The sequence below is a fragment of the Microtetraspora glauca genome, assembly GCF_040656155.1.
Taxonomy (GTDB): Bacteria; Actinomycetota; Actinomycetes; order Streptosporangiales; family Streptosporangiaceae; genus Microtetraspora; species Microtetraspora glauca.
The window spans coordinates 232,240-250,064 of record NZ_JBFALK010000010.1; the positions used below are offsets into that span (position 1 = coordinate 232,240).

General features: G+C 71.6%; 15 protein-coding genes. 2 read left to right on the forward strand and 13 right to left on the reverse strand.

The window, feature by feature from the left end:
• Positions 1-40: 40 nt before the first annotated feature.
• The 12 genes from AB0I59_RS20030 to nfi form a co-directional block, all read right to left on the reverse strand.
• Complete coding sequence (locus AB0I59_RS20030) at positions 41-1,279, reverse strand: CaiB/BaiF CoA transferase family protein (protein ID WP_358134689.1); 1,239 nt, start codon at positions 1,277-1,279, stop codon at positions 41-43.
• Complete coding sequence (gene glpK, locus AB0I59_RS20035; RefSeq protein ID WP_358134692.1) at positions 1,276-2,757, reverse strand: glycerol kinase GlpK; 1,482 nt, start codon at positions 2,755-2,757, stop codon at positions 1,276-1,278. The genes AB0I59_RS20030 and glpK overlap by 4 nt, the downstream gene beginning before the upstream one ends.
• Entirely contained in the window at positions 2,754-4,511 is a 1,758-nt protein-coding gene (locus tag AB0I59_RS20040; RefSeq protein WP_358134695.1) for a glycerol-3-phosphate dehydrogenase/oxidase, read from the reverse strand. Before AB0I59_RS20040 ends, glpK begins: the two co-directional genes overlap by 4 nt.
• Before the next feature lie 25 nt (positions 4,512-4,536).
• Positions 4,537-5,583 (reverse strand): DUF2804 domain-containing protein, encoded by a 1,047-nt coding sequence (locus AB0I59_RS20045; RefSeq protein ID WP_358134698.1) that lies wholly within the window; start codon positions 5,581-5,583, stop codon positions 4,537-4,539.
• The gene (locus tag AB0I59_RS20050) at positions 5,580-7,052 is read right to left on the reverse strand and encodes an NAD-dependent succinate-semialdehyde dehydrogenase (RefSeq protein WP_061261164.1); all 1,473 of its coding nucleotides are present in this window, start codon (positions 7,050-7,052) and stop codon (positions 5,580-5,582) included. The genes AB0I59_RS20045 and AB0I59_RS20050 overlap by 4 nt, the downstream gene beginning before the upstream one ends.
• On the reverse strand, positions 7,049-7,723 hold the full coding sequence (locus AB0I59_RS20055) for a GntR family transcriptional regulator (protein ID WP_061261165.1): 675 nt from the start codon (positions 7,721-7,723) through the stop codon (positions 7,049-7,051). The genes AB0I59_RS20050 and AB0I59_RS20055 overlap by 4 nt, the downstream gene beginning before the upstream one ends.
• A gap of 15 nt (positions 7,724-7,738) precedes the next feature.
• On the reverse strand, positions 7,739-8,899 hold the full coding sequence (locus AB0I59_RS20060) for a mandelate racemase/muconate lactonizing enzyme family protein (protein ID WP_358134702.1): 1,161 nt from the start codon (positions 8,897-8,899) through the stop codon (positions 7,739-7,741).
• Positions 8,896-9,729 (reverse strand): carbohydrate ABC transporter permease, encoded by an 834-nt coding sequence (locus AB0I59_RS20065; RefSeq protein ID WP_061261167.1) that lies wholly within the window; start codon positions 9,727-9,729, stop codon positions 8,896-8,898. The genes AB0I59_RS20060 and AB0I59_RS20065 overlap by 4 nt, the downstream gene beginning before the upstream one ends.
• Positions 9,723-10,598, reverse strand: coding sequence for a carbohydrate ABC transporter permease (locus AB0I59_RS20070; protein ID WP_358134705.1), 876 nt, complete (start codon positions 10,596-10,598; stop codon positions 9,723-9,725). Before AB0I59_RS20070 ends, AB0I59_RS20065 begins: the two co-directional genes overlap by 7 nt.
• Positions 10,599-10,678: 80 nt before the next feature.
• A complete protein-coding gene (locus AB0I59_RS20075) occupies positions 10,679-12,043 on the reverse strand; it encodes an ABC transporter substrate-binding protein (protein WP_061261169.1) in 1,365 nt (454 codons plus the stop codon).
• A gap of 72 nt (positions 12,044-12,115) precedes the next feature.
• Positions 12,116-13,246: a zinc-dependent alcohol dehydrogenase gene (locus tag AB0I59_RS20080; protein WP_358134709.1), complete on the reverse strand. Its 1,131-nt coding sequence runs from the start codon at positions 13,244-13,246 to the stop codon at positions 12,116-12,118.
• 210 nt (positions 13,247-13,456) lie between these two features.
• Positions 13,457-14,119, reverse strand: a complete 663-nt coding sequence (gene nfi / locus AB0I59_RS20085) for a deoxyribonuclease V (RefSeq protein WP_358134712.1) — start codon at positions 14,117-14,119, stop codon at positions 13,457-13,459.
• Positions 14,120-14,231: 112 nt separating this feature from the next.
• On the opposite strand from nfi, the gene AB0I59_RS20090 reads away from it, so the two are divergent.
• A complete protein-coding gene (locus AB0I59_RS20090) occupies positions 14,232-15,014 on the forward strand; it encodes a 3'-5' exonuclease (protein WP_061261172.1) in 783 nt (260 codons plus the stop codon).
• Between the two features lie 110 nt (positions 15,015-15,124).
• Positions 15,125-15,856, forward strand: coding sequence for a hypothetical protein (locus tag AB0I59_RS20095; protein WP_358134716.1), 732 nt, complete (start codon positions 15,125-15,127; stop codon positions 15,854-15,856).
• 75 nt (positions 15,857-15,931) lie between these two features.
• On the opposite strand, the gene AB0I59_RS20100 is transcribed toward AB0I59_RS20095, so the two are convergent.
• Positions 15,932-17,497 (reverse strand): hypothetical protein, encoded by a 1,566-nt coding sequence (locus tag AB0I59_RS20100; protein ID WP_358134719.1) that lies wholly within the window; start codon positions 17,495-17,497, stop codon positions 15,932-15,934.
• Positions 17,498-17,825 lie beyond the last annotated feature (328 nt).

Sequence of the window (17,825 nt, forward strand, 5' to 3'; positions counted from 1 at the left end):
CCGGACGACCCGGCGCTCCGACGAGGCATTGGCACGCCGTTCAGGTGGATCGGTACGCCGCCTGGCGGACGGCGCCCGCCTCCTCCATGCGGGAGATGTCGGACGGGGCGAAGCCCAGCTCCGTCAGGACCTCCCGCGTGTGCTGCCCCAGCAGCGGCGGCGCCGCGATCTCCCTGTCGGCGGGAACGCTGTCCAGGGTGAAGCCGGTGCGGACCAGGTCGAGGGTCCCGGCCGTGGGGTGCTCGACCTGGAAGGTCGCCCCCTCGGTCGCCCGGAGCGCTTCGAGCACGCCGCGGATCCGGCCCACCGGGACACCCGCCCCGTCGAGCAGGGACGTCCACTCGGCCGCCGTACGGGTGGCGAACAGCGCGCTGAGCTCGGGGATCAGCACGTCGCGGTTACGCACCCGATCGCCGTTGGTGGCGAACCTGGCGTCGGTGCCCAGGTCCGCCCGCCCGATCGCCTCGCACAACGTACGGAACAGCCGGTCGTTGCCCGCGGCGATCACGAACCACCCGTCCGACGCCGCGAACGTCTGGTACGGCACCACCGTCGGGTGGGCGTTGCCGTACCTCGCGGCCTCGGTGCCGGAGACGAGCGCGCTCTGGGCCACGTTGACCAGCCCGGACAGGGCCGAGTTCATCAACGACACCTCGACGCGCTCGCCCTCACCGCCGGTCGCCCGCCGGTAGAGCGCGCCGAGGATCGCGACGGCCGCGTTCAGCCCGGACAGCACGTCGGTGATCGCGACGCCGGGCTTGATCGGCTTGTCCTCGCCGGTGATGTGCATGAGGCCGCTCTCGGCCTGGATCGTGGCGTCGAAACCCGGCCGGTCGTCGCCGGTGTAGCCCCTGATCGAGCAGTACACCACCGAGGGGTTGGCCCGCCGTACGGTCTCCTCGTCGAGGCCGAGCCGCGCGGCGACGCCGGGGCGGAAGTTCTCGATCACCACGTCCGCGCCCGCGCACAGCCGCCGGGCGACCTCGCGGCCCTCCGGATGCTTCACGTCGAGGGCGACGCCGCGCTTGCCCCGGTTCGCCGACAGGTAGTAGGCGGCCTCGCCGCCCGCGTGCGGCGGGCCCCAGGCGCGGCTGTCGTCGCCGTGCACCGGATGCTCCACCTTGATCACTTCCGCGCCGAGTTCGGCCAGCAGCATCGTGGCGTACGGCCCGGCGAGCACCCGGGAGAAGTCCGCGACCCGGACGCCCGCCAGCGGCCCCGTCGTGGTCCCGCTCGGCGATGCTCCGGTCGGCGACGTCCCGGCCGTCGGTGCCGTCATGAGCCGAACCTCCGCACCGCGTCCACCGCGTCGAGCCAGCGCCGGTAGCCGTCGTCCGGCAGCGGCCGGGGAGAGAAGACCCGGCGGCCGTCGCCCGTCTCGGCCACCTCGTCGAGGTTCTTCCAGACCCCGGCGCCGAGCCCGGCCAGGAAGGCCGCGCCCATCGCGGTGGTCTCGGTCGTCTCCGGCCGGACGACCGGCCTGCCGAGGAGGTCGGCCTGGATCTGGCAGAGCAGGTCGTTGGCCGCCGCCCCGCCGTCGACCGCGAGCCGGGCGATCGGGATGCCCGCCGTCCCGGTCACCGCCTCCACGACGTCGCGGATCTGGTACGCGATGCCGTCCAGGACCGCACGGGCGAGGTGGGCGTCGGTCGTGCCCCGGGTGATGCCGAGGATCGCGCCCCTGGCATGGGGGTCCCAGTGCGGCGTGCCGATGCCGGTCAGCGCGGGAACGAAGATCAGGCCGTCGCTGTCCGGCACCGACGCCGCCAGCCGCTCGCTGTCGGAGGACCGCTCGATCAGCTTCAGGCCGTCGCGCAGCCACTGCACCGCGGCTCCGGTGACGAACACCGACCCTTCCAGGGCGTACTGGACGGGCTGCTCCTCAAGCTGCCACGCGACGGTGGACAGCAGCCCGGCCCCGGCCGGAGCGATCCGGTCGCCGGTGTTGACCAGCAGGAAACTGCCGGTGCCGTAGGTGCACTTCATCGCGCCGGGCGCGAACCCGGCCTGCCCGAACAGCGCCGCCTGCTGGTCTCCGGCCACGCCGGAGACCGGCACGTCCAGGCCGAGGAAGTGCTCGGGGTCGGTACGGCCGATGTTCCCGCTGGACGGGACGATCTCCGGCAGCGCCTCCACGGGCACCCCGAACAGGTCGGCCAGCTCACCCGACCAGCGCGCCGAGGCGAGGTCGAGCAGCAGGGTGCGCGAGGCGTTGGACGAGTCGGTCGCGTGCAGCCGCCCGCCGGTCAGCCGGGCCAGCAGGTAGGAGTCGACCGTCCCGACCGCGACCCGGCCCGCGCGCACCCCGGCCCACACCTCGGGGAGGTTCGCGCTCAGCCAGGCCAGCTTCGTGGCGGAGAAATACGGGTCGAGGGGCAGCCCGGTGAGCTCGCGAACGCGTGGCTCGTGCTCCCGCAGCCGGTCGCACTCCCCGGCCGAGCGGCGATCCTGCCACACGATCGCCCGGGTGGCGGGCCGCAGCGTCTCTCGGTCCCACAGGACGACGGTCTCGCGCTGGTTGGTCAACCCCACGCAGGAGACGTTGACCCGGTCCCCCCGCGACGAGGCCGCGTCGATCGCGTCCGAGGACGCGGCGAGCACGGCGGCCCAGATCTCGTCCGGGTCGTGCTCGACCAGCCCCGGCGCGGGGAAGTGCTGCGGGAACTCGCGCTGGCCGCGCGCGAGCACCCGCCCGTCCTCCGAGACCAGCAGGCAGGTGACGCCGGTCGTCCCCGCGTCGATGGAGAGGACGGTCATGCCGCACCACTCCTGCGGCCGGCCAGGTCGTCGAGCAACGGGACCAGCTCGGCGTCCTCCGTGGCGGCCAGCGCCGACCGGCGCACCTCGGCCGCGTGCAGGTAGCCCGCCGTCTGCTCGCGCGCCCACGCGTCGGTACGGCCCAGCGCCCCGGCCAGCAGCGCGGCCACGTGGGGCGCCGCGGCGGTGCCGCCGTCGGCGGTCTCCAGTCCGGCCCTGCTGCGGCGCAGCAGCACGTCGTCCACCGTCATGGCGGCCTCGTGCCGCGCGGCGTAGAGGACCTCGGCGGCCAGCAGCGAGGGCGCCCCCGTCACCGGCTTGAGCAGCTCGGGATCCCGCCGCCCCATGGTGAGAAGCGCCGGGTAGTCGGAGCCGTACCGCCGGGCCAGCCGCTCCACGGCCGACACCGGCAGCCCGGCGGCGGCCGCCGCCGCGTCGCGTCGGGTCCAGGACTGGACGAAACCGCTCGACCCGACCAGGCCGAGGTGCTCGGTGGCCGAGGGACGCACGGCGCGCAGCCCGCCCGCGACGGCGTCGACCGCGTCACGCGCCATCACGCGGTACGTGGTGAGCTTCCCGCCCGCCACGACCACGCAGCCGGGCGCGACCTCGCGTACGACGTGCTCACGGCTGATCGCCTGGGTCTTCTGCCGGTCGGGCTGGTCCACGAGGGGCCGCAGGCCGGCGTACACGCCGAGCACGTCCGACTGCCGCAGCGGCTCGCGCAGCCACTGGTTGGCCTGGTCGAGCAGGTAGCGGACGTCCGCGCCGGTCGGCAGCACCGGCCCGGGGCCGATCTCCCACGGCGTGTCGGTGGTGCCGAGCAGCACGACGTCGCCCGTCGGGATGACGAAAAGCACCGACGTGGGCGTGCGCACGATGAGGGCGCTGTCCAGCTTCAGCCGCTCACGGGAGAACACCAGGTGCACGCCCTTGGACGCGCGCACCCGGACGTCTCCGGCGCCGAGCATCTTCTGGGTGAGCCCCGACCAGGGACCGGTCGCGAGGACCACGCGCCGGGCCCGGATCGTGAACTCCTCACCACTCAGCACGTCCACGCAGGTCGCCACGGTGTGGTCGGAGCGGCTGGACAGGCCGGTGACCTTCACCCGGCTGAGCACGGTGGCGCCCTCACGCGCCGCCGTACGGGCCAGGGTCAGGACGAGGCGGGCGTCGTCCACGTGCCCGTCCTCGTAGCGGAGCGCGCCGACCGCGGCGTCCGGCCGGAGCACGGGCGCCTGCCGGAGCAGGCCGCGGCGGCTCAGGTGCCGGTGCCTGCGGAAGCCGTGCCGGTCGCCCATGCCCGCCAGCGCGTCGTACAGCGTGAGCCCGGCCCCGATGTACCCGCGCTCCCACACCCGGTGGGTGAGCGGAAGGAGGAAGGACATCCGGCGCACGAGGTGCGGCGCCAGTTCCTGGAGCAGCCCGCGCTCGTGCAGCGCCTCGCGCACCAGGCCGAACTCCATCTGCTCCAGGTAGCGCACGCCGCCGTGCAGCAGCCGGCTGGAGTTGCTCGACGTGCCGGAGGCGAGGTCGCCCCCCTCGACGAGCGCCGTCGTCAGGCCCCGCGAGGCCGCGTCGAGCGCGGCCCCCGTGCCGGTCGCGCCGCCGCCGACGACCAGGACGTCGAGCAGGTCCCGGCCCAGCTCGGCCAGGTCGGCGTCCCTGCGCAGCGGGTCGAGCGCGGCGCCCGCGCCGAACGGCAGGCCCGGTGCGAACGGTTCCGGCCCCGCTCCGTTGTCTGTGTCCATCATCTGTCCCGTCATCTGCCTCGTCCCCCTACCAGCGTCGCTGGACTTCTTCGGCCCACCCGAACAGGTCGCTGACCTCGATCACCGTGCCGTCGTCGGCGACGACGGTTCCGCTGTAGTGCCCGAACGCCTGGTCCTCCCGGCTGCGCATCAGATAGAGCCGCCGCACGTCGGCCGAGCGGACGTACTCCGGGGTGAAGACCAGGTCCACCCGCTCGCCGGTGATCCGCCAGGGGGCCATCCAGTCCGAGGTGTCGTAGTGCCAGACCAGCTCCTCGCTGATCTTGTGCAACCGGCCGTCGACGATCAGTCCGTTCTCGACGCTGCCGGTGCCGTCGGTCCACTTGCCGCCGATCTGGACGGCGATCTCGTGGTCGCCCGCGCGGCCGTAACCCGCCCCCCAGTTCCACACGATGTCGCCCGGCCAGCGGCCCCGCCCGAGGTCCTGCGTGGCGCGCGCCTCGTCCGGCGAGAACCGGATCCGCCGCCCGTTGACCACGACGGTGCCCTCCGCGGGCCTGCCCACGTCCTTCACGGTGTACTGGAACCTGCGCGAGGACCAGGGCACCACCACGCTCAGGCTCTCGCGGCCCTCGATCCGGTGCACCAGCAGGTCGGCGTCGAACTCGGGGGAACGCACCCGCAGCCGGGTGCCCTCGGCGGTCTCGTCCACCGCGATCCGCACGTCGCCCCTGCCGATCCGTACGCTGCCCTCCCCGCCGCGCGGCGAGAACGCGACGCCGCGGCCCGGCACGAGCAGGCTGCGACTGACCACGTCCCGCTGGGTGGTCCGGTCCAGGTACCACGCGGACTCGCCGGCCAGGTAGTCCAGGCTGGAGGCGCTGAACGCGAAGATGTGCTCGGCCGTGGCGACGCACCAGTAGTCCCAGCGCATCGTGCGGCCCCAGCCGCGGATGTTGGCCCGGTGCAGCGGGGTACGGCTCCAGCCGACGGCCTCGGGGTTGAGCCGCCCGTCGGGGCGGCAGAGATCCACCCGGCGGGTGATCTCACGCTCGGCCACCCTGCGGGGGGAGCCGGTGTTCGCCGGCCTGGCGCTGGCCGTGTTCCCCGTCATCGGCCCAGCCCCACGCTGACGTACTTGTGCTCCACAAAGTCCTCCACTCCGTGATGGCCGCCCTCGCGGCCGTACCCGCTGCCCTTGACCCCGCCGAACGGCCCCTGCGGCGGCGCGAGCGGCGCCCCGTTGATCGAGAGGATCCCGAACCGCAGCGCCTCGCTGACCCGCACCACCCGGGCCAGGTCCCGCGTCCACACGTAGGCCGCCAGGCCGTACGGGGTGGTGTTGGCCCTGGCCACGACGTCATCCTCGGCGTCCCTGGTGTCCCCGCCGAAGGTGAGCACCGGCGCCAGGGGACCGAACGTCTCCTCCTGGCAGACGAGCATGTCGTCGGTGACTCCGGCCAGGACGGTGGGCGGGTGGAACCGTCCACCGGGCCCGCCACCCGCCTCACCGCCCGGCTCGCGTGCCGTCACCTGGCGGGCGCCGAGCGCCAGCGCGTCCTCGACGTGCCGCCGCACCTTCGCGACCGCCCGCTCGTTGATCAGCGGGCCCATCGTGACGTCGGCGGCACTTCCGTCGCCCACCACGATCGCGTCGGCCAGCCGGGCCAGCTCGGCGGTGAACTCCTCGGCGACCGACTCGTGCACGTAGATCCGGTTGGGCGAGGTACAGGCCTGGCCGGCGTTCATGAACTTGGCGCGGGCGACCCCCGCGGCCGCCGCCGCCACGTCCGCGTCCGGGAAGACCAGCACCGGGGCGTGGCCGCCGAGCTCGACGCTGAGCCGCTTCACGTCGTCCGCGCTCTGCCGGATCAGGTTCTTGCCGACCGCGGTCGAGCCGGTGAACGAGATCTTCCGTACTCGCGGGTCGGCCATGACGACCTCGGAGAACTCCTGCGGCCTGGTCGTGGTGACCAGGTTGAACACGCCCGGCGGGAACCCCGCGTCCGCCAGGCACGCGGCCACCGCGATCGCCGACATCGGCGTCAGCTCGGACGGCTTGAGCACGACCGTGCAGCCCGCGGCCAGCGCCGGGCCGAGCTTGCGGGTGACCATCGACACGGGGAAGTTCCACGGGGTGATGCCCGCGACGACGCCCACCGGCTCCGGCAGCACCATGATCCTGGTGTCCGCGCTGGTGGACGGGATCGTCTCGCCGTACACGCGGCGCGTCTCCTCGGCGGACCACAGGAGGTGGTCGGCTCCCGCGACCACCTCTCCGACGGCCTCGCCCAGCGGCTTGCCCTGCTCGGCCGTCAGCGTCGCGCCGATCTCGGGCGCGCGCTCGGCCAGCAGCGCGGCGGCCCGCCGCATGATCGCGGCGCGCTCGTGGGCGGGCATCGCCCGCCAACCCGGCAGCGCCGAGGCCGCCGCGTCCACCGCCTCGGCGGTGACGTCCGGACCGCAGTCGGCCACCTCGGCCACCGTCTCGCCGGTGGCCGGGTTGGTGACCGCGAAGGTCTCCGCGGCCGTGTGCCAGCGCCCTCCGACGAGGGCCTTTCCTGTCGTCGTTCCTGTCTTCATCGATTTCCGTCCATAGCGTGGATCAGGGCGTCCATGGCGGCCATCTCGTGGGCGTGCTGCAGCTCGCTCGCGCGGGCGATGTCCCCGGCGACGAGCGCGTCCCTTATGGCCATGTGCTCGGCGTGGGAGTGCGGCAGCCGCCAGGGGACCAGGCGGAAGCCGCGCTGCGCCGTCTCGGTCTTCGCCCACAGCCCCTGCAGCATCCGGTGCACGATCCGGGACTCCTCCGTGTCGCACAGGAGCGAGTGGTAGCGCCGGTTCAGCCGGGCGAACGCCGCGACGTCGCCGTCCGCGATCGCGCGCGCCGAGGCGGTGAGGACCTCGTCGACCGCGACCAGACGCGCTCCGTTGAGGGGGGCCGCGTGCAGTTCCAGCGCGAGCGAGGTGAGCGCGGCGCGGATGCTGTACAACTCCCGTACGTTGGCCACCGTGAACTCGGCGACAACGGCGCCGATGTGCGGGCGCTCCACCAGCCACTCTTCTGAGACGAGCTGCTTGATGGCCTCGCGTACGGGGGTGTCGCTGACCCCCACGGCCTCGGCCACCACCCTCGTGATGATCTTCGTCCCGGGAGGCGTCTGGCCCGACATGATCATCTGCTTGATGTGCTCGGCGGCGAGCTCCGCCTTGGTCCGGAACGGCCGGTCCGGCGCGAGGAACGTTTCCGTCATCGTTTGCGACACTCCTCAGACCCGTAGGACGGTCAGCGGTTCGACCACCGCGTGGTCCAGCTCTACACCCAGACCCGGACCCTCCGGAACGGTCACGAAGCCCGTGGAATCAGGCAGAAGCGGCTTGGTGAGCATCACGTGGAACACTTCCGGCACGATCACCGGCGGATCGTACGGATACTCCAGCCAGTCGCAGGTGGGCAGCGAGGCGGAAAGGTGCAGATTGCCCGCCACGCCGAGCCCGGTCGCCCACGCGTGCGGGACGACCCGGCGCTGCCGCGCCGCCGCCATCGCGCCGAAGTCGCGCAGCGCGGCGATGTCCTCGCTCTCGTTGGCGTCCGGCTGGTAGATGGTGAAGCAGTCGTCCTCCAGCAGGCGGACCAGCTGGCCGATGCCCCGGTTGTGCTCGCCTCCCGCGATCGGGAGAGGCGACCGCGCCGTCAGCTCGCGCAGCGCCCGGTAGTCGTGCCGGGGCAGCGGCTCCTCCAGCCAGGCGACGCCGAGATCGGCCAGTTCCCTGGCGGTGGTGAGCGCCCGGTCGAAGTCCCACATCAGGCGGCTGCCGTCCGGCCGGTAGCGCCAGCGCGCGGCGGCCTGGTTGGCGTCCACCATGATCGCGATGTCGGGGCCGACGGCCTCGCGGACCGCGGCGACCTGAGCGATGTCCTCGGCCACCGTGTCCGCGTGGACCCGCAGCTTGAGCCCGGTGAAGCCCTCGGACACCACGAGCAGCGCGTCCTCGACCCGCTGCTCCGGGTCGCGTACCTCGCCGAAGCTGGCGTAGGCGCGGATCTGGTCGGTGTGCCCGCCCCACAGCTTGTGGAGCGGACGCCCGCAGGCCTTGCCCACGGCGTCCCAGACGGCCACGCCGACCACCCACGGGCGGGGGAAGACGTACTCCGCGACGTAGCGGAGATGGTTGGCGATGTGCTGGGTGGCGAACAGGTCCATCCCGACCAGCCGGGGCCGGATCCAGCCCCTGATCGTCTCCAGGAGCAGCGGCCCGGTCGAGTGGCCCATGTCGCCGCCGGACACGCCGACGACCCCCTCGTCCGTCTCGACCTCGACGATCACCGCCGACATGCTGCGGTGCGCGCCTTCCGGTGCCCAGGAGGGGACGAAGGGACGTGGATAGGGCAGCTCGATGAGCCGTGCCCGAACGTCGCGGATCCTCATCCCTTCGTCGCTCCGTCCGCGAGACCCTTGACGAGGTACTTCTGCACCGCCAGCGCGAAGATCACCACAGGGAGCACGGTGAGCACGCCCACGGCCGCCAGCGGGCCCCACAGGCCGCCGTTCTCGGTGTCGGCCGCGATGCCGGCGATGGCCACGGGGATGGTGACCGCCCTGTCGTTGGTGAGGATCAGCGCGAAGAGCAGTTCCTCCCAGGCGAGGATGATGCAGTAGATCATCGTGGAGATGAGCCCGGGAAGGCTGCACGGCACGATGATGCGGAAGAAGGCGCCGAACCGGCTGCAGCCGTCCAGCATCGCGGCCTCCTCCAGCTCCTTCGGCAGGCCGCGGAAGAACGCCCGCATCAGCCAGACCACGTACGGCACCAGGAACGTCACGTAGGCGAGGATCACGGTGATGTACTGGTCGGTCAGGCCGAGCCGCCGCGCCACCAGGAACATCGGCACGACCAGCGCGATCGGCGGCACCGCGCGGGACGCGAGGATGAGCCCGGCCATGACGCCGGCGCCCCGCATGCGCAGCCGGGTCAGCGCGTACCCGGCCATCGCGCCGGCGACCATCGAGATGATCGCGGACCCGGCCGCCACGATGACGGTGTTCACCATGCGCGGCAGGATCCGGGCCTGGTGGAAGTAGCTGGTGTAGTTGTCGAAGGTCAGCTCGCTGAACCAGCGCGGCGGCACCGTGAAGATGTCGCGCGGCAGCTTGAACGAGATGCTGGCCATGTAGATCACGGGGAAGAGGAAGACGAGCGTGGCCAGGATCGCCCCGCCGATCGCCGCCGCCCGTCCCAGGCGGCTGCTGCTCACCATCGGTTCTCCAGATAACGGCTCAGGCGGAACAGGAAGAAGGTGATGATCATGGTGATGATCAGCACGATGGTCGCCATGGACGACGCCGACCCGAACTCCAGCCCCCGGAACCCCTTCTCATAGATGTAGAGGTTCACCACGTCGGTCGCCTGTCCGGGACCGCCCTTCGTGGCCGCGAGCGCGATGTCGAACATCTTGACCGCGCCCAGCCAGCGGACGACGAAGGCCGCCGCGATCACGGGGACCAGCAGCGGCAGCGTGACGTGCCGCAGCGTCTGCCAGCGCGACGCGCCGTCCGACCTGGCCGCCTCGTACACGTCGGACGGCAGGGCCATGATGCCCGCCGACGCGACCAGGACGATGAACGGCGTCCAGCGCCAGCTGTCGATCAGGATGAGGCTGACCATGGCGAGTGTGGGGTCGCTGATCCACTCGATCGGCCCGATCCCCACCAGTCCGAGGGCGTAGTTGACCACGCCCCACAGCGGGTCGAGCAGCATCCGCCAGACGCCGCCCGCGACGACGGGGGCGACCACCATCGGGATCAGGAACAGCGCGCGCAGCACGCCCCGTCCGCGCCACTCCACATTGAGGAGGAACGCGATGGCGAAACCGAGGATGAGCTGCACCGGCAGGGCGATCACCAGGTAGATCCCGGTGACCTTGAGCGACTGCAGGAATCCGGGGTCGTGGATCACCGCCTCGTAGTTCTTCAACCCGATCCAGTCACCCGGCTGGAAGGTCGAGAGGTCGAAGTCGGAGAAGCTCACCCAGACCGTGTAGATGATGGGATAAAGGAGCATGCCGGCGAGCAGGACGATCGCGGGCGTGAGGAACAGCCACGCCGTGCCCGGCTCACCGAGGCGCACCTTCCGCGCCCGTGGAGGACCCCCGGAGCCCCGGGTGGGGCCGGAGGCCCTCACCCGGGACGACGAGGTGCGGACAGCACTCACTGCTGGTAGCCCTTGGACTTCAGCAGCGCGGAGATGTCGGTGGCCGCCTGGTGGACCGCCTCCTGGGCCGTGGCCTGGCCGGAGATGGCCCGGCTGGTCTGCAGGGCGAGGATCTGCTGTACGGCGTCGGACTCGGGCAGACGCGGGCGCCACATCTCGCCCTTGGCGATCGCGTCGTAGCCCGCCGAGATCGCGGTGTAGACCGGCTTCAGCCACGGCGCCGGCGGCGTGCCGTTCAGGGTGGAGTTACGCGCGGGGAAGGTGCCCAGGTTCGCGCCGACCCACTGCTCTCCCTCCTTGGAGGTCGTCCACTGCAGGAACGTCCACGCGGCGGCCTGGTGCGTCGACTTCTTCGCCACGCCCGCCGTCCAGATGCCGCGGTGCGCACCGGGGCCGGTGCTGCCGGCCGGCAGCGTGGTGATCCCGACCTCGTCCTCCTTGAGGGTGGTGGTCGTGGTGTCGATGGCCGTGCCCTTGTAGACGCTGCCCCACATGAACATCGTGGCGACCTTGCCCTGGCGGAACGCCTCCAGCGGCTCGTTGAACTGGTACGTGGCCGCACCGGGCGGGGCGTACTTCAGCATGTCGACCTGCGTCTGCAGCGCCTTGACGCCGGTCTCGTTGTCGAACTGGACCTTCAGGTTCTCGTCCAGCAGCTTGCCGCCGTTCGAGTTCAGCGCGGTCTGCCAGATCGTGGGCGTCAGCGGGTCCTTGGTGAAGTAGGTGCCCACCGCCCAGGCGTCGGTCTTGCCGTCGCCGTCGGTGTCCTGGACGAGCTTGGCCGCGTCCTTGAAGTACTGGTCCCAGGTCGTCGCCGTCGTCGGCTCGTCGACCTTGGCCTTCTTGTACAGCGAGCGGTTGTAGAACATCAGCAGCAGGTTCGAGCGGACCGGCACGCCGTACTGGTGGCCGTCCCACTCGCCGGCGGCCAGTGCCGCGGAGTTGATGTCGTCCCAGTCGTAGTTCGCGTCGGCGAACTTCGTGAGGTCGGTCTTCAGGTCGACCAGGCCGCCGGTCTTGGCGAGCTGCGGCATCCAGGGGTCGTCACCGAGCACGATGTCGTACGTGGCGGTGGGGCTGGTCAGCTCCAGCATCGACTTGGCGAGCTGGTCGTTGTACGGCACGCCGTCCACGGTGACCTTGATGTTCGGGTACTTCTTGTTGAACTCGGGGACGAGCTGGTCCTGCCACTGCTTGGCGAAGGCGTCGTTGGCGAGGACCCGGATCGAGACCGGGTTCTGCGCTGTGCCCAGCCCGCCGCCATCGGCGGCGGGGGCGTCGTCGCCGCCGGACGAGCCGCAGGCGGTGACGGTGAGGCTGAAGACGGCGGCGGCCGCCGCCAGCCGGAGATAACGGCGCATGGCCGGTTCTCCTCTCAAGGGGGTTGTACGGAATTAAGGGGAGTTACATGGAGCAGGGGACGGGGGAGAGACTCAGGCCCAGGGATCGATCGCGAGCTTGACGATGTCCCGGCCGTCGAGGGAGAAGCCGCCGCCGAGCGCGGTGAGCGCTTCGCCCACCCGCTCCAGGGGCACGCGATGGCTGACCACACGGTCGTACGGCCAGCCGCCGCGCTCCAGGATGAGCAGCGCGTCGTGGTATCTGCGCTGCATGTCGGGGCCGGCGCCGTAGACGCCGGCGATGGTGATGTCACGCTTCAGGAGGTCGCTGAAGGGGTTGAACGGAACCGTTCCCCGGTCGGTGAAGTTGCCCAGCTCGGCCAGGACGCCGCCGTCGGCCACCAGCCCGATGGCCTCCATGAAGGCGTGCGGCGAACCGCTCGCGCCCACCACGCAGTCGGCGCCGGGCGCGTCCAGCGCGTCGAACACCGCGCGCCGCCGCTCGTCGACGTCGCCCACCTCGGCGATGTCCACCACGGCGTCGGCTCCCAGCGCCTTCGCCAGCTCCAGCCGGGCCCGGGGAGCGCCGACCGCGACGACCCGTGAGGCTCCGGCGGCGCGGGCGGCGACCACGGCCATCAGTCCGATCGCGCCCACGCCCTGCACGACGACGGTCGAGCCGAGGCGGACCCCGCCGCGCTCGATCCCGTGCAGCGCGACCGACATCGGTTCCTGGAGCACCGCGACCTCGGGCCGCAGGTCCGTACGGTAGAACACGGTGCCGGTGTTGGCGGCGTGCAGGTACTCGGCGAACCCGCCCGTCAGGTGGGGCGGGTTCGTCACCGGGGACTTGAAGCCGTAGGAGGGGCGGCGGTCCGGGCAGTTCGCGGGGCGGTGCCGCACCTGGCACTGGTAGCAGTGGCCGCAGCTGGCCGCGGGGAAGACGCCGACGCGGTCGCCGACGGTGACGGGACGGCCGCGGTGGTCGGTCGTCACTCCCTCGCCGAGCGCGGCGACGGTGCCGACGATCTCGTGTCCCAGCAGCGCCGGGAAGGCGATGCTGGGCAGGCGCCCCTGGTAGACGTGCGCGTCGGTGCCGCAGACGCCGCACAGCTCCAGCTTGAGCACGAACTCGCCGGGGCCGGGTTCGGGAACCTCGTAGGAGCGGATCTCCACCTCGCCAGCGGCGTCAAGGACGATCGCTGCGCGCGAAGTGGTGCTCATCCGGGTCCTCCATATTCTGGATTCTATAGAATATGGAGGAGACCATACGGGTCCCCCGCAATATCGGTCAACCAGGACGTTAGGTCTGTTACCGATATGTTTCGTCCATAGGTTGCCATGCGCTGACCTGGGGCTCGCACCCGGGAGCGGCCCCTCAGTCCTGTCGCAGACCCACCCTCAGGCCCGCTTCAGGCCGGTTCGCGCCGCCTGTCAGGCGGTGCGCGCGCCTGATCGGGACAGCCGATCGGCCTGGCGGATCGGCTCCGGCAGCCGGTAGGCCGGGGCGAGCCGCAACACGTGCCGGCAGGCGTTGTCCAGCCCGACACGATGCCCCTGGGAGACGAAGACCGGCTTCACCCCGTCACGGGTGCGCAGCGCACGCCCGACCACGTCGCCGCGATCCACGATCGGCGCCCAGGAGCCGCGCTCCGGAGGGGGATCGCCGTAGGCGCCGACGAACGCCGTCTTGGCCACACCGATCGCGGGCAGGCCGGTCAGCACGCCGACGTGGCAGGCGAGCCCGAACCGCCGGGGGTGGGCCAGGCCGTACCCGTCGCAGACCAGGAGCTCGGGCGTGATCCGGAGCCGTTCCAGCGCGATGAGCAGCGGCGGCAGCTCACGGAAGGCGAACAGTCCCGGCACGTACGGGAACCGCGCGCGCTCGTGGACGACCGCCTGGTCGACGACCTCGAGCGTGCCCGTGTCGAGGACCACCACGGCCGCCGTGAGCTCGTCGCCCTCGGTCGCGTACGCGACGTCGAGGCCGGCCACGTGCCGGACCGTCTCCGGGCCCGGGTCGTCGAGGTCCACCAGGGGGCGCAGCCGTTCCTGTACGGCCTCCGCCTCGGCGACGCTCCGCGGCCACTCCGCCATGCCCGGACCCTGCTCCATCGGCCGCCTCTCTCGTGCTCGTCCCGGTCCGTCTGGGGTGACGCGCCGTGACGTCGGGGTGGAAAGTGTCGGTGGTGCCTGCTATATCGCGATCATGACCACTTCCCCCGCGGTCGCGCCCGAGGGTCTGCCCCGGTTCACCTGGCGGCAGGCCAACGCCCGCGATCTCCACACCAAGGGGCAGCTCGCGAAGCGACGCCACCTGCCGGTCAAGCCGCCGGTCGCGGTCGTCGTCATGGACGGGCGCGAGTTCGAACTCTATCGCGAACGCGACACGATCGATCTCGAGGCCGAACGGTGGAGGTCGATCCGATGGGCCGACGAGATGCTCCGCTCCAACGCCGTCATCCTCGACACCGAGACCACCGGCACCGATCCGAACACCGACCGCGCGGTGCAGATCGGCGTGATCGACATGCGGGGGAACGTGCTGCTCGACACGCTCGTCGACCCGGGCGTCCCCATCCCGGCCGAGGCGTCCGCGATCCACGGATACCTCGACGCGGACGTCGCCGGGCAGCTCCCGTTCGCGCAGGTCCTGCCGCGGCTCAGCGCGGTGCTCACCGGACCGGACCGGCCGGTCGTGGTCTACAACAGCCGCTACGACGGACGGCTCCTGCGTGCCGAGGTGGCCAGGATCCGCAGCCTGGACTACGCCATGGCCTGGTCGAGTGGCTTCTCCTGGAAGTGCGCGATGACCGTGTACGGCTGGTTCAGAGGCGAGTGGGACGCCCGGCGGTCCGACTGGCGCAGGCACGCCCTGCCGGGCGGCGACCACAGCGCGGTCGGCGACTGCCGCGCCGTGCTGCGGCTCATCGAGTCCATGGCCGAGGCGGTGGACGATCCGCCCTTTGACCCTGATGCCCTCGACGACTGAGCGTGGCACCTCCGATTCCGGGCGGATGCGCACAATACACTCCTCCGTTCCTCCGCCATGCAGGATGATTTCGCAGGGGCACGGCGGGCCGACACGATCGGGGGAGACGCGTGCATTCGTACCGGGAGTCGCCGGTGATGCGGGAGCCGTACCGGATCGTGGGCCTGTGGGTGCGCGTGCTCCTGCTGGTCATCCTGCTCTGGGGCACCCTCGTGACCGTCCTGAGCGCCGCTCCCCGGACGCGTGATGTGGCGGACTTCCGGGCGGACCTCCGTGCCGGGCGGGTCACGTATGTGATCTACGAGAGCGGCCATGGGGACGTGCGGGCGATGCGCTGGTCGAACAGCCCGCTGTTCTGGTACTCGATGGAGGACCCATGGGGACAGGACGTCGACGGCACCTACACGGTGGCGCGCCTGACCGCCGATCTGGACGCCTCCGAGGCGCGTCCGGTGCTGCGGCAGGCCAGGCTTCGCGACAACGGCGTGCCCGCGTACCCCGACTGGCCGTTCGCGGTGCCGGTGCCGTACGTGAGCTGGACGGTCAAGGCCGCCTGGATCGCGGCGTTCGTCATCATGCTGGGCACGGCCCGGCCCCGGCTGGGTAACCGCTGGGCGTGGTTCTGGCTGTTCACCGTCGGCCAGATCGGCGCCGTCATGTACCTGTGCTCCGAACCCCGGTCGCTGTGGCGCGGGCTCGGACCGCAGGCGCCGCCGCCGTCCCCTCTGGGCGGCGGCCGGGGATGCGCCCTCGCCGTCTGCTTCCAGTTCCTCACCCCCGTTGCCATCATGGGGGTCGGGATCGTGCTCCCCGGCCTGCTCGACGTACTCGCCGGTCCCTGATCCGGGCCCGCCGACGGGTGGGGCGCCCCCGGCGCCGGCGGCCGGCATGGAGGGCGCCCCGGGCGGAGACCGGGCCTAGAAGATGATCACGGCGAGTAGTGTCGCGGCCACCAGGCCCGCGACCACCGGGAAGAACGCCTTGCGAGCCAGATCCAGCACGGGGACCCGGGCGAACCCCGCCACCGCGATGAGCGACGACCAGGCGATGAGCACGCCGCCGCCGGACCAGACGCACCCCATCTGGCCGACGGCCGCCAGCGTCGCCGGATCCATCCCCGTGGTCGGGCCGAGCGCGCCGGACAGCGAGCCGGTCAGCGGTAGCCCGGCGAAGCCGGACCCGTCCAGGCCGGTGATCATGCCGATCGCGAGGATCGCGAACGCGATGACGAAGGAGTTCTTCGGAATCCCGCCCTGCGCCGCGTTGACCAGGTCGAACAGTAGGTTCGGCGCCTTCGCGCCCTCCGCGAGTCCCATGATCCGGCCGGCGAAGTTCTCGCTGCCGATGAAGAAGAAGCCCGCGATGGGCAGCACCACACCCATCGCCTTGACCGCGAAGACCAGGCCGTCGACCACATGGTCCGCGCACGTCTCCAGGCTGCGCTTCCCGTCGGTGACGGCGGCCGCGAACAGGAGCAGCACGGCCGCGACCCCGCCGACCAGCGCGGCGGCCTGCCCTCCGATCGTCTCCGGGACCAGGTCGGTGAACTTGCCCAGCAGCATGTAGGCCACCAGTGCGGCGAAGGCGAGCGGCACGAGGATCGCGAAGGCCCTGGACCGTCCGGCGAGCGCCGCGTTCCCGGCGTTCCCCGCGACGCCACCCACGCCGCTTCCCACGCCGCTTCCTGTGCCGTTCCCGGCGCCGGAACCGGTCCCGCCGGAACCGGTCCCGCCCGAAGTGGACGCGACGGAGGCGGACGCGACGGAGGCGGCCGGGACCGGGGCGACGCCCGCCCCGACGGGTACGGCCGGGCCGCCCTCCCAGGCCAGGAGGCGCTCCAGGCTCGGCGCCGTGATGGTCTTGCGCGTCGTGACGTACGCGAGGACCAAGGCGATCACACCCACGACCAGGGACAGGACCATCGCGCGGTCGGCCACGACCCCGGCGGACACTCCGGCGGCCTTGGCGGACAGGCCCGGCGCGACCTGCATGACATAGTCACTGGACAGCGCCATGCCCTGGCCGGCGATCGCGATGGACAGCGCCGCCCCCAGCGGGGGCAACCCGGCTCGGATCGCCACGGGAAGCAGGATCGCCCCGATCAGCGGCACGGCCGGCGTGGGCCAGAAGAACAGGCTGATGACGTAGGTGACGCCCGCGATGACCCAGTACGAGGTGTGCCCGTCGCGCATCACCATCCGGAACGGCTCGATCATCCTCTGGTCGGCGCCGAGTGCCTTGAGCGCCCCGAGCAGCGCCGTGACCAGCGCGATGATCAGGAAGATGTTGAAGAGCTCCGCGGCGGCGGTGAGGCTGGCCCCGAAGATCGACTGAAGTCCGGTGACGATGTTCCCGGTGAAGGCCCAGGCGGTGAAGAACGTCGCCGCGACGGCGGGGACGACGATGTTCTTCCGCATGATCATGACGACGATGATCACGACTATCCCGGCCAGGTATATCCAGTGAGCGGCACCCAGTTCCATGGCACCTCCCTTTCGGTACGGCGTGCGTACCAGGCAGCGAGTAGATGCACAGAATCTGATTGCTCACCCCCGAACGGACAATGAGAAAACTGCACATTACGCATCGGGTCGTTTGTGCAGCGTGCCAGCGGCGTCCCGTCTCGTCCAGCGTTTCCCGGGGAACACCCTCGAGTGGATTCGCGGCCGATGTTTCGAGGCCGGAATCGGCGGCCGAAACTCGGGCCGATGCCGATGCCGATGCAGATACCGGTGGCCGCGCCCCATGGCCGCAACCCATGGTGAAATCGGCGAACCGACGGAGGAATCCACGCGCCGATGTGCATCCCGC